The sequence below is a fragment of the Nonomuraea basaltis genome (assembly GCF_005893125.1).
Classification (GTDB): domain Bacteria; phylum Actinomycetota; class Actinomycetes; order Streptosporangiales; family Streptosporangiaceae; genus Nonomuraea; species Nonomuraea basaltis.
Genome location: NZ_VCJS01000029.1, coordinates 1 through 12387, shown reverse-complemented (window position 1 = coordinate 12387; position 12387 = coordinate 1). Strand labels below are relative to the sequence as shown.

General features: G+C 68.7%; 10 protein-coding genes. All 10 read right to left on the bottom strand.

The annotated features are described in order from the left end of the window. Positions 1 to 53: 53 nt before the first annotated feature. A complete protein-coding gene (locus tag EJK15_RS16190; RefSeq protein ID WP_206060889.1) occupies positions 54 to 1472 on the bottom strand; it encodes an 8-oxoguanine deaminase in 1419 nt (472 codons plus the stop codon). Further along, complete coding sequence (locus tag EJK15_RS16185; protein WP_138711252.1) at positions 1469 to 2503, bottom strand: ABC transporter substrate-binding protein; 1035 nt, start codon at positions 2501 to 2503, stop codon at positions 1469 to 1471. Before EJK15_RS16185 ends, EJK15_RS16190 begins: the two co-directional genes overlap by 4 nt. A 33-nt stretch (positions 2504 to 2536) precedes the next feature. Continuing rightward, positions 2537 to 4111, bottom strand: a complete 1575-nt coding sequence (locus tag EJK15_RS16180) for an ABC transporter permease (RefSeq protein WP_138711251.1) — start codon at positions 4109 to 4111, stop codon at positions 2537 to 2539. Positions 4112 to 4154: 43 nt separating this feature from the next. Continuing rightward, positions 4155 to 4937: an ABC transporter ATP-binding protein gene (locus tag EJK15_RS16175; RefSeq protein WP_240777015.1), complete on the bottom strand. Its 783-nt coding sequence runs from the start codon at positions 4935 to 4937 to the stop codon at positions 4155 to 4157. Between the two features lie 281 nt (positions 4938 to 5218). Continuing rightward, complete coding sequence (locus tag EJK15_RS16170; RefSeq protein WP_138711249.1) at positions 5219 to 6610, bottom strand: amino acid permease; 1392 nt, start codon at positions 6608 to 6610, stop codon at positions 5219 to 5221. A 141-nt stretch (positions 6611 to 6751) separates the two neighbouring features. After that, on the bottom strand, positions 6752 to 7582 hold the full coding sequence (locus tag EJK15_RS16165) for a carbohydrate ABC transporter permease (RefSeq protein WP_206060888.1): 831 nt from the start codon (positions 7580 to 7582) through the stop codon (positions 6752 to 6754). Next, positions 7579 to 8520: a carbohydrate ABC transporter permease gene (locus tag EJK15_RS16160; RefSeq protein ID WP_206060887.1), complete on the bottom strand. Its 942-nt coding sequence runs from the start codon at positions 8518 to 8520 to the stop codon at positions 7579 to 7581. Before EJK15_RS16160 ends, EJK15_RS16165 begins: the two co-directional genes overlap by 4 nt. A gap of 3 nt (positions 8521 to 8523) precedes the next feature. After that, entirely contained in the window at positions 8524 to 9816 is a 1293-nt protein-coding gene (locus EJK15_RS16155) for an ABC transporter substrate-binding protein (protein WP_138711248.1), read from the bottom strand. A gap of 166 nt (positions 9817 to 9982) precedes the next feature. Then, positions 9983 to 10993, bottom strand: coding sequence for a LacI family DNA-binding transcriptional regulator (locus EJK15_RS16150; protein WP_138711247.1), 1011 nt, complete (start codon positions 10991 to 10993; stop codon positions 9983 to 9985). A gap of 115 nt (positions 10994 to 11108) precedes the next feature. Further along, a partial coding sequence (locus EJK15_RS16145) for an ABC transporter substrate-binding protein (RefSeq protein ID WP_138711246.1) occupies positions 11109 to 12387 on the bottom strand: 1279 nt, incomplete at its 5' end.

Sequence of the window (12387 nt, the reverse complement as noted above, 5' to 3'; positions counted from 1 at the left end):
ATCGGTGTGGTCAGCGAGATCGAGCGCGGAATCGGCACGTTCGGACGAGGTGGTCATCCGCCCGCCAGTTGCTGGATGCGGGCGGACGCGGCCCGGTGCCGAGCGAGAATGTCCTCGACACCGGGGGCGACGAGCTCGCCGTGCTCGACCACGGGCCTGCCGGCGACAACGGTGTGGCGGGCGGCCGAGGGGCCGCAACGGAGCCAGGCCTCTATCGGGTCGGTGAGGGCGCCCGCGTAGGCGATGCCCTCCAAGGGCCAGCACACCACGTCACCGACGGCTCCTACCGTCAGTTCCCCGAGTTCACCGGTGCGGCCCAGGCAGGCGGCGCCGCCGCGCGTGGCCATGTCAAGGACGTCGCGGGCGGTCATGCCCGTCGGGCCCAGCCGCTGGCGGCCGAGGAGCAGTGCCGTACGGGATTCGAGCCAGAGCGAGGCCGAGTCGGTGGAGGCCGACCCGTCACAGCCCAGGCCGACGGGCACGCCTGCGCGGCGGAACTCCCGAACCGGGGCGAAACCACCTCCACCGATCAACATGTTGGAGCTCGGGCAGTGGGCTACTCCGACGCCCGCCGCGCCGAGCCGTGCGATCTCCTCGGAGGAGGGGTAGATGCAATGGGCCACCCAGGAACGCCCGGTCATCCAGCCCACCTCCTCGAACTGCTCGATCGGCCGCCTGCCGAAGCGTTCCAGGCAGTACGCATCCTCGTCCGGGTCCTCGGCCAGGTGGGTATGCAGGCGGACGTCGAGCCGCTCGGCGAGTTCCGCGGCGCGGCGCATCAGGGTGGGGCTGACGCTGAACGGTGAACACGGGGCGATGGCCACCCTCACCATCGCGCCGTGCGCGGCATCGTGATGTCGTTCGACGAGCCGTTCGCAGTCGGCGAGGATCTCGTCTTCGTCCTGGACCACGGAGTCCGGGGGCAGACCGCCGTCCTTGGCGGACACGCTCATCGAGCCGCGCGTCGGATGGAACCGGAAGCCGAGCTGCCGGGCGGCCTCGATCTCCGCCGACCACAGGTCGCCGCCCCCCGACGGCGCGACGTACAGGTGATCGGTGGACGTGGTGCATCCGCCGAGGGCGAGTTCGGCGAGGCCGGCCCACGCGGACAGGTAAGACGCCTCCTCGTCGAGACCTGCCCACAGCGGGTAGAGACCGGTCAGCCACTCGAACAGGGTGCCGTTGACAACCGGCCCGTAGGAGCGGGTGAGGTTCTGGTAGATGTGGTGATGGGTGTTGATCAGGCCTGGGGTCACCAGGCACCCACCCGCGTCCAGCACCCTGGCCGCGGCCGGCTCAGGACCGGTGCCCACCCCGCTGACGAGCCCGTCGGTGATGGCCACCCAGCCGCCCGCGAGCTCCCGTCTCTCGCCGTCGCAGGTCGCGACCAGTACGGCCCCGCGAATCAGCAAATCCGCCGGGAGACGGGGGGAGGGCTCGGCGTGGTCGGCCTCCGCTCGCCTGGCGGTCACGTGTTGATCTTGGCGAGGACGTCCTTGGTGAACAGGTCCTGGACGGTGATGGTGATACCCACCTTCTTGAGAGTTTCGACGGTGGTGCTCATCGCGGCGTCGGGCAGGTCGATCGGCTTGGGCACGTCGGGCGTGACGATGAGGCTGTTCATCGCCTTGCTCTCGCCGAGCTGCTGTGCGGCGTCCAGCCCTTGGTCCTTGCCGTACGTCCCCACAGCCAGGTCGGTGCCCGGCTGCGGATCGGCGATGTTGTCCAGCCAGCCCTTGCGTGTCGCGGAAAGGAATCCCGCGAGCAGGTCGGGCTTCTCCGCGATCGTCTGCTCGGTGGCGAAGAAGCAGTCCGACAGGACGCTGAATCCGAAGTCGGCGAGCAGGAACGTGTTGGTCTTGATCCCGCGTGCCTCAAGTGTCGGCGGCTCGTTGGTGACGTACACGATCTGACCGTCGACTTCCCCGTTCGCCACAGGCGCGGGGTCGAACTGGACAGGAACGATCGTGAGCTGGCTCTTCTTGATGTTGTTGAGGCTCAGCATCACGTCGAAGGCCGTCTCGTTGGCCGCCGCCACGCCGATCTTCTTGCCGATCATCTCCTGCGGCGAGTTGATCGGCGTCTCGGCCTTGCTCAGGATGCAGAAGGGCGACTTCTGCAGCAGCGCACCGATGATCTTGATGGGGGCGCCCTGGAGACGGGCTGTCGCGATGGCGTCCGCGTTGAGCATGCCGACCTCGGCCTTGCCGCTGGCCACGATCGTCGCCGGACTGGCGTTCGGGCCGCCGGGCAGCCAGGCGAGGTCGATGCCCTCGGCGGTGAAGTATCCCTTGTTCAGGGCGAGCCAGGTGCCGGCGAACTCCGTGGTGGGAAGCCAGCTGAGCTGGAAGGACATCTTCTCGGTGGACTTGCCGCCGCTCGCGGAGCCGGCGGGGGCGGCGGTGTCGTCGCCGCTGGAGCAGGCGGCGAGAAGGGGAGCGGCCAGGCCCGCCGCGGTGGCGATCCCGCCGATTCTGAGCAGGTCACGACGGCTGTAGAACATGAGCGTGTTTCCTTTCGAGCGTGGGGAGGAGAGTCAGGAGAACCGGCGGAGCAGGCTGCTCTCCGCGGCCGCGGCGATGGCGTAGGCGACGATCGATACCGCGGTGACCAGGACGACCGCGCTCCACAGCAGGTTGTACTGGGCGTTCACGCTGGCTCTGAGCATGAGGAAGCCGAGGCCCTGCCCCGTCGCCAGCCATTCGGCCAGGAGCGCGCCGAGCAGCGCCGTCGGGGCGGCCACCCGGGAGGCGGCGAAGATCGACGCCATGCCGTACGGCAGGCGGACGGCGGCGAGTGTCCGCAACGGCCCCCCGCCGTATGTCGCGACGAGATCGACGGCCGACTGGGGGGTGGCGCGCATGCCCGCCACCACGGTCACCAGGCACGGGAAGAACGTGACGAGTCCCGCGATCACGATGACGGTGAGCACGTCGCGGCCGAAGACCAGCGCGATGAGCGGCGTCATGGCGACCAGCGGCACGGTCCGCAGGGTGACCGCGATCGGCATGACGACGGCCTCGGCGAACCGGCTCACGACCACGAGCGAGGCGAGCACGACGGCGGCGACGGTGCCCGCCGCGTAGCCCAGGGCGGCATTGCGCAGCGTGACCCCCAGCGGGCCGAGAACCTGGTCCAGGTTGCCGGAAAGGTACGTCCACACGTCGAGCGGGCCTTTGGCGAAGAACGGGCTCAGGCCGCTCACCTTGATGAGAACCTGCCAGAACACCAGCATGAAGGCCGTACCGGCCAGGCCGGTGGCCAGCGCGATCACGGTGCGCCTGCCGAGGCCGCCCTGACGGGTCGGCGACGGAACCGCGGCGGTGGACCCCGACCGGGCCCACGGGGCGATGAGGCGTTCAGCGACCGTCGTCAGCCCGTAGGCGACGCCGGCGAGGAGGGCGGCGTCGAGGGCGAGGCCCCAGGTCCGGGTGGCGTCGAGCGTCTGCTGGCTGTAGACCATGGCCACGCCGAGGCCTTGGCGCCCGCCGAGGTACTCCCCGATCACGGCGCCGAGAACCGCCGCCGGGGCGGCGATGCGCAGGCCCCCGAAGAGCGCGGGCAACGCCGCCCACACCCGGACGCTGCGCATCTGCCGCCAGCGGCCCCCGCCGGCCGCCGCGACCAGGTCCAGGCTGGTGGCGTCGGCGGAGCGGAAGCCGAGCATGACGGCGACGAGCGTGGTGAAGAACACACCCTGCGCGGCCACGACGATCTGCGGGTCATCGCCCTCCAGGACCGCGGTGAGGATGGGCGCGATCGCGACCAGCGGCAGGCAGTAGAGGGCCACGAAGAACCGGAACGCCACCAGCTCGATGGGCTTGACCAGGACGAACACCACTCCTGCGGCGATCGCGAGGAGGTTGCCCCACAGCCATCCCCACGCCGCCTCCTGAGCCGTCTGGGCGAGGTGCGGCAGGGCGAAGGAGACATCCTGTACGGCCCGGCCGACGACGGCGACGGGGCTGGGCACCGTCCGCCCGCCGGAGAACACCGTTGTCGCGAGGATCTGCCAGACGAAGAGGACGGCGAGCGGTCCTGCCAGCCGCGACACGGCGGGGGAGATCGCCAGGGAGACCGGTGCCGCTCTCCGCGTGGTGACGGCGGTCACTGTGGCCTCCCGCCGCACGGAGTGGTCATGCGGCGCGGGGCGGTCATAGGGCCGATCCGTAGCCGAAGAGGATCTCCGAGAGGCGATCCTCCAGCTTGTGGAATTCGGGGCTCCGCAGCATCTCCGGTGTGCGGGGGCGGGGCAGATCGATCTCGACGGTGGTCGCGATCCTGCCTGGGCGCGGGGTCATCACCGCGACCGTGTCCGAAAGGAACACCGCCTCGGTGATCGAATGGGTGACCAGCAGCGTGGTCGTGGCTCGGGCGGTCCAGATCCGCAGCAACTCCAGGTTGAGACGCTGCCGGGTCATGTCGTCCAGCGCGCCGAACGGCTCGTCGAGGAGGAGGATCCTGGGCTCGATGACGAGGGCCCGAGCGATGGCGACACGCTGGCGCATGCCGCCCGACAACTGCGCCGGACGGGCCTTCTCGAAACCGTCCAGGCCGACAAGTTTGATCAACTCCTCGATCTGGCCCTTCGCCGGCTTCATGCCGCCGACCTCGAGGGGCAGTCTGATGTTGGCATGGACGCTGCGCCAGGGCAGCAGCGCCGAGTCCTGGAAGGCGATGCCCACACCGTGCGCGCTCCGTACCGCCTCGGGTGTCTCTCCCTGGATCAGCGCCTCCCCGTCCGTCGGGCTGTCGAGGCCCGCCAGGATCCGCAGCACGGTTGACTTGCCGCATCCGGAAGGGCCGAGCAACGTCAGGAAGTGGCCCCCAGGGATCTCCAGGTCGACCCCGTCCAGCGCGGTCACCGTCGATCGGCTGAGCTGGAACTCCTTGCGCAGGCCGCGCAGCGTCAGTCCTGCGATCGCCTTTTCCGCCACAGTCAAAGAACGCTCCCACCAGGTATTTGGTGAGATGCTCGCCGCGTACGGCTACGCTCCCCTTTCCCGCTTGTAAAGTTGCCGTTTCGCGGCGCGCACGAGCATGGCGGGCGTTGGTGATAGTGCGTTCCTCCAGCTCAGCCGGATCCGGTCCCAGCGCTTTCTATGCGGGCGCACAGTTGACAGCGGGCGGCGAACGCCCTCCGGCAAGACGCCGGCTCGGCCGAAGACGGCCTAGCCAGCGCACGGGATCCTGGCCGGCGCCGGCCTGGTGAGGGCTGCTACACCTGGAGCTCCGAGTGCCGGCGGCTGTAGGCGAAGTAGACGACCAGTCCCAGCAGGAACCAGACGCCGAACCGCACCCACGTCGTCGGGTCCAGGAACGTGATCAGCCACAGGGAGAACACCACCCCGATCGCCGGCACCACGGGCATCCCGGGGGTGCGGAAGGACCTGGGCAGCTCCGGGTGGCGGTAGCGCAGCACGATCACCGCCACGCACACCACCACGAACGCCAGCAGGATCCCGATGTTGGTCAGCTCCGCCGCCTCCCTGATGGGCAGGAACCCGGCGATCACCGCCGAGGCGGCGCCCACGATCCAGGTGACGCGCGAGGGCACGCGGCGTACCGGGTGCAGCTTGGCGAACCATTGGGGCAGCAACCCGTCGCGGCTCATGGAGAACCAGACCCGGGTCACGCCGAGCATGAACGTGAACATGACGGTCAGGATGCCGATGATGGCACCCGCCGCGATCACGGTCGCCAGCCCCGACAGCCCGACGGAGGCGAAGGCCGAGGAGAAACCGCTCTCGGGGTCGATCTCCCGGTAGTTCTGCATGCCGGTGAGCACGAGCGTGGCGAGCACGTACAGGATCATGGAGATGACCAGCGAGTAGACGATGGCCCTGGGCATGTGCCGCTGGGCGTCCTTCGACTCCTCGGCGGCGGTGCTCATGGCGTCGTAGCCGAAGACGGCGAAGAACACGGTGGCCGCACCGGTGATCGCGCCGCCGACGCCGAACGGGAAGAACGGCGTGTAGTTGGCGGTGCTCACGTAGAAGAAGCCGACCACGATCACCAGCAGCACCACGGCGACCTTGAGCGTCACCACGAACGTCTCGAACCTGGCCGCGCTCTTGATACCGAGGTTCAGCAGGTAGGCGATGAGCAGGCACAGGAGCACCGCGAACAGGTCGACGACGCGCCCCTCGCCGGTGCCGGGCGCGCCGAGCATCCAGGCGGGCAACTGGAGGCCGAGCTGCTGGACGAGGAAGCCGAAGTAGCCGGAGATGCCGATGGCCACGACCGCGACGATCGCGGTGTACTCCAGCAGCAGGTCCCAGCCGATGAACCAGCCCACGATCTCGCCGAGGACCGCGTAGCCGTAGGTGTAGGCGGACCCGGCCTTCGGGATGAGCCCGGCGAACTCGGCGTACGAGAAGGCGGCGGCGGCGCTGGCGACGCCGGCGATGAGGAAGGAGACGAGCACGGCCGGCCCCGCCGTCTGGTTGGCGACCGCTCCGGCGAGGGCGAAGATGCCCGCGCCGATGATGCCGCCGACGCCGATGGCGGTGAGCTGCCACAGGCCGAGCGTGCGGGACAGCTCCCCTTCGTGCTCGACGGCGATCTGCTCCACGGGTTTGCGTCTGAAGACGCTCTGCGAGGACACCATGACACCCTCCTCCCGCGTGCCCTGCCCCCGGTGCAGACTCCTACGCCCGGCCCTCACCTGCCGCTTGACCTGCCGAAGGAGCCGGCGTCCCGTGGAATCGCGACCGCGCGCTCGCCTCGTTCATGGGCCCAGCGCATGACCTCACCCCTTGGTCGCGCCTCCCGTGAGCCCCTTGACGAACTGCTTCTGCAGGAACAGATAGAAGATCAGCACCGGGAGCGTGGCCAGGAACATCAGCGCGAACACGGTGCCGAAGTCGGCCTGGTACTGGCCGATCGACCGGTAGATGCCGGTGGTGATCGTGGTGCCCTGGGAGGGACCGAGGATGACCAGCGGATTGATGAAGTCGTTCCAGATCCACACACCGAGGAAGATCAGCACGCTCGCGGTCGCCGGGCGCAGCAGCGGGAAGACCACCCGCCAGAAGGTCTTCGACCGCGAGGCGCCGTCGATCGCCGCCGCCTCCTCCAGTTCGATCGGGATGCCGCGCAGGAAGCCGGAGAACACGAACACCCCGAACGGGATGTAGTAGCCGACGTTGAACAGCACCAGTCCCTGCACCGTCGTCATCAGCCCGAGGAACTGCAGGACCTGGGTGATCGGCATGAGGATCACCTGTGGCGGGATCATCAGGCCGGACAGCAGCAGGAGCATGGCCACGCGCGCCCACCTGCTCCGGGAGCGGGCGAGGTAGTGCGCGAGCATCGCCGACAGTACGGTCAGCACGATGATCGACAGTGTGGTGACGACCACGCTGTTGGTCAGGCTCGCCCAGAACAGATTGTCCGGGCGGGTGAGCAGGCCGGTGAGGTGCTCCAGCGTCGGCGGGACGGGCAGCCCGGCCGGATCCTGCGTGATCTTCTCGCCCTGTTTGACGACGTTCACCAGGATCATGTACAGCGGGACCACGAAGAACGCGCTGATGATCAGGGCGGTGACGTGGCGTAGCCAGGGTGCTCGCGAGTCGTTCACAGGCTGACCTCCCGCCGGTTGAGGATCTTGAGCGTGACGGCGGAGGCGGTGGCGATGATGACGAGCATGACGATCGCCATCGCCGACGCGTACCCCTGCCGGTTGGCCACCAGGCCGGTCTGCAGGACGTTGTAGGCGATGGTCGCGGTCGTCCCCGTTCCCGGGCCGCCGTGGGTGATCACTTGCACGTGGTCGAAGGTCTTGAACGCCGAGATCAGCAGGACCACCGTGTTGATGGTCAGCGCCGGCGCCAGCAGCGGCCAGGTCACCGAGCGGAACCGGCGTACGGGGCCTGCGCCGTCCATCGCCGCGGCCTCGACGAGCTCCCTGGGCACCCCTTGGAGCCCGGCGAGGTAGACGACGACGCAGAAGCCGAGCAGCTGCCAGGACAGGATGATCGCGATCGAGTAGAGCGCGATGCGCGGGTCGGAGAGCCAGCCCGGCGGGTCGGCGATCCCGAGCGCGCGCAGCGCCTGGTTGACCAGTCCCTGATCGTCCAGCATGCGGGTCCACACGATGCTCACCACGACTGAGCTGAGGACCATCGGGGTGAAGAAGACGGTGCGCATCGCGTTGTAGAACCAGCTCCTGCGGTCCAGCAGGAGCGCGATGCCGAGCCCCGCCACGTTGGGCACGACGACGACGATGACGGTGAGGATCGTGGTGACCCGCAGCGAGGTGAGGAACTCCGCGTCGGTGAAGAGCACCTGATAGTTGCGCAGGCCGACGAAACGCGTCGGCGGGTTGAACGGGTTGTGGTTGGTGAGGCTGTATCCGAAGCTGATCATGATGGGGAGGAGCACGAAGCAGGCGTAGATGAACAGGCCCGGCGCGCCGAAGAAGGCGAACGTCCTGATCTTCTCCGCCATCGCCCCGAAGGGCCGGCCCGCCGGCCGCGGCGTGGTCCGGGCCGGCGGCGTCTGGGTGTGAACCGCCATGGATCAGGAGGCCTTGGACCACTCGTCGTCGAGCGCGGCGGTCACCTGCTCGACGGTCTTGCCGCCCGTGATGAGGTCCTGCGCCCCGGCCCGCCACTTGTCGACCACGCCGGGGAGCAGGCCGTCGTCGCCGGCCTCCCAGCCGAAGGCCTGGACGATCTTGCCGTCTCGCAGGCCCTGCTGGTAGAGGTCGTAACCGAGCTTGAACACCGTGCCGGTGTCCGATGGGGGCGTATATCCCTTGATCGCCGGATAGAGGCCGTCGTTGTGTACGGAGTCGTCGAGGTTCGTCTTGTCCAACGTGTAGGCCAGCGCGAACTTCTTGGCCTCGGGCAGGTGCTTGGCCGTGGCGCTCACCGACAGGCCGCCGCCGGTGAAGGCGGGCACGACCGTGGCGCCGTCGTCGCCGGGCCAGTTGAAGGCGCCGATCTCCCAGTCGGGCTTGCGCTTGGGGTCGTCCCCGGCGGCGGCGAACCAGTTCCCCATCGGGTACATCGCGCCCTTCCCGTCGAGGAAGGCCTGTTCGGTCGCCGCGTAGTCACGGGAGATGTCCTTCTTGTCGATGTAGCCCTTCGCGGCGAGGTCCGCGAACTTGGCGGCGGCCTTGACGAAGTCGGGGTCGCTGAACTTCACCGTTCCCGCGCGCCGCTTGGCCATCCAGTCGGGGGTCTTGGCATACAGGTCCGTGGCGAGGGTGGCCGTCCACAGCAGCGTGGAGGCGAAGGGATCCTTGCCGCCGCCGATGACGAAGGGGGTGATGCCCTTGGCCTTGAGCTTGGCGGCGGCGTCGAGCAGCTCGGCGTACGTCTTCGGTGGCGCGGCGATCCCGGCCTTGGCGAAGAGGTCCTTGTTGTAGTAGACGACGGGGATCGTCTGGGTGTTGGCCGGCAACTGGTAGACCTTGCCGTTGACGGCGCCGTTGCCGGGCGCGACGAAGTCCTTCAGCTCCTCGGGGGTGAAGGCCGCCATGGCGCCGCTCTCGGCGAACCCGGCGGGGGAGACGGCGACCATCACGTCGGGGAACTGGCCGGAGGCCAGGAGCTGCTTGGCGTAGGAGACCCGGTCCTCCGTCGGCGAAACGAGCTTCTTGACCGTGATGTCCGGGTACTTGTCGGTCACTCGCTTGATCGCCGCGTCCCAGACCTGTGGCGTGAGGTTGGGCGTCTCGAAGACCAGGAAACTGATCTCCTTCTTGGCTGTGCCGCCGGTCTGGCTGGTGGGCTGCTGCTGGCCGACAGTGCACGCGGTCAGGGCGATGGCGGCGGCGAGAGCCGTCAGCAAAGCCTTGTGCCTCATGAGGATGGCCTTCCGGGGGAGGGGGAGGGCTTCGGCGCCGGCGGTCCGCTCAAGGCACGCCGGAGATGTCTCCGTTACCGCTCACGTGAGCGCTCACGGAGACATTCCTCCAACGATGGCATGATGTCAAGAGTGAATCTTCGCACCGTGCGCCCGGGGTAAGAGGTCACGTGGAGCCGCGCACGAGGAGTTCCGGGCGGATCACGGCGTCCAGGACGGCGGCCTCGCCGGGCCCGGCCAGCAGCAGCGCCGCCTGCTCGATCGCGATCTCGCCGAGGCGCCTCTTGTCGAGGTGGAGCGTGGTCAGCGGCGGATCCACCAGCTCGCCGATGCTCAGGCCGTCGAAGCCGAGGAACGCGCAGTCGCCGGGCACCCGCAGGCCGAGCTGGACGGCGCGGCGCTGTGCTCCGATGGCGATCATGTCGTTGTAGGCGAACACCGCCGTCACGTCAGGGTGCGCCGCCAGCAACTGCTCCATCGCCGTGCCCCCGCCCTCGACCGAGTTGTGCGCGGGCTGGATCCAGCCGGCGTCGACCGGCAGGCCGCGTTCCGTCATGATCTTGAGATACAGGTCGCGGCGGGTGTCGGGCGCCTGCGCCGTGACGTACGTCAGGTCGTCGATCATCGCGATCCTGCGATGGCCGCGGTCGATCAGGTACTCCAGCCCCTGCCGTACGCCGGACTCGAAGTCGATGCGGACGCCGGGCACCGACGGCGCCCGATCGCCCTTGTCGAGCAGGACGAACGGCAGGTTGGCCGCGGCGGCCTTGACGATCGCGTCCTGATGCAGCAGGAAGGCCACGCCCACGTCGACCTGGTCGAACAGCATGTCCACGACCTCCAGCTCCTTACGGTGGTCGCTGCCCGTGCTGTAGACCACGACCTGCCATCCCCGGTGTTCGGCGGCCTCCAGCAGGCCCGCCGCCACCTCCGGGAAGAACGGGTTGAGCACGTCGGCGATCACGAGGCCGACGGTGGTCAGGTGCTGGCGCACCAGCCCCCGGGCGAACCGGCTGGGGCGGTAACCCATCGCCCGCGCCACGTCGAGGATCCGCTGCCGGGTCTCCGGATCGATCTCGGTCTTGTTGTTGATCGCCCGGGACACGGTCTGGCGGGACACCCCCGTCGCGCGCGCCACGTCATCGATGGTGACGCGGGGCCTTCTGTTGGTGGACACGAAGGGACTGTAACCCTCCCGAACGCGATCAACAGAGTTCGCCTTCCGTGCCCTGGAAACACGTGGGCGGCCCGGCGGGGGAGTGTGTCCCGCCGGGCCGCCGTTCGTGCGGGGGTCAGCCGCCGTTGGTGAGGGTGAAGCCTTGCTCGGTGCCGAAGGCGGTGATGCGGTCCTGCCAGGTCTTCAGCGCGGCGGACAGGTCTCCGCCGCCGTCGATGGCCTGGCCCACGGTGTCCTTGAAGATGCTGTTGGCGTACACCTGGAACGGGAGGTACTGCCAGTCGGCGCGGACGGCGGCCGAGGCGTCGCCCAGGACCTGGTTGATCTTCTGGCCGCCGAAGAACTCCTGCGGCGCGTCACGGAACGCCGGGTCGTCGAGCAGCACCTTCGTGGCGGGGAACAGCCCGGCCTCGGTGTTCAGCGACTTGACGGCCTCAGGGTCGGAGTTGAGCCACTCCGCGAAGGCGACGGCGGCCGGGATGTTCTTGCTCTGCGGGATGACCGCCACCGAGGAACCGCCGTTCTCGGCGTTCATCGGCTTGGCCGCGTCGTACTGCGGCATCGGGGCGACCGCCCACTTGCCCTTCGTCTTGGGAATGGAGTTGATGATGCCGTTCGGAGCCCAGGCGCCGGTCAGCCAGACCGCGTACTTGCCGGAGTCCATGCCCTTCCACCACTCGTCGGTCCAGCCGGGCTGCGGGTCGACCAGCTTCTCGCCGAGCAGGGTGCCCATGGTGCTCACCCACTGCTTCACGCCGGGGTCGGAGTCGAGCGTGACGCCGACCGAGGTCCCGTCCGTGGTCTTGAACGGCGCGCCGCCCGCCTGCCAGATCAGGCTGTCCACGCCGCCGGCGTCACCGGGGTCGATGGAGGTGATGAAGTTGTCCGCGTTGTCGGCCTTGATCTTCTTGGCCGTCTCGACGAACTCCGCCCAGGTTTTCGGCGGCTCGAGCTTCAGCTTGTCGAAGATGTCCTTGCGGTAGAACATCGCCATGGGGCCGGTGTCCTGCGGGATGCCGTAGACGCCGCCGTTGATCGCGACCTGGCCCCACGCCGAGTCGGCGAACTTGTCCTTCAGCGAGTCGGCGCCGTACTCGGACAGGTTGACGACCTGCTTGGCGAGGGCGAACTGGGGCAGCGCGAAGTATTCGATCTGCGCCACGTCGGGCGCGCCGGAGCCGGCCTTGATCGCGGTCTGCAGCTTGGTGTACTGGTCCGCGGACTGCCCCGCGTTCACCACGTTGACCTTGATGTTCGGATACTTCGCGGTGAAGCGGGCGACGGTCTTCTCGATCCCCGTGACCCACGTCCAGAACGTCAGCTCGGCGGGCTTGGTCAGCGCGTCCTGCACGGCCGCCGAGCTGACGTTCTGGACGTGGGTCACGGGGATCGAG

Coding starts and splice junctions, on each gene's coding strand:
- EJK15_RS16160 (WP_206060887.1), bottom strand. CDS start 8,520: ATGGCGGTTCACACCCAGACGCCGCCGGCCCGGACCACGCCGCGGCCG.
- EJK15_RS16155 (WP_138711248.1), bottom strand. CDS start 9,816: ATGAGGCACAAGGCTTTGCTGACGGCTCTCGCCGCCGCCATCGCCCTG.
- EJK15_RS16185 (WP_138711252.1), bottom strand. CDS start 2,503: ATGTTCTACAGCCGTCGTGACCTGCTCAGAATCGGCGGGATCGCCACC.
- EJK15_RS16170 (WP_138711249.1), bottom strand. CDS start 6,610: ATGGTGTCCTCGCAGAGCGTCTTCAGACGCAAACCCGTGGAGCAGATC.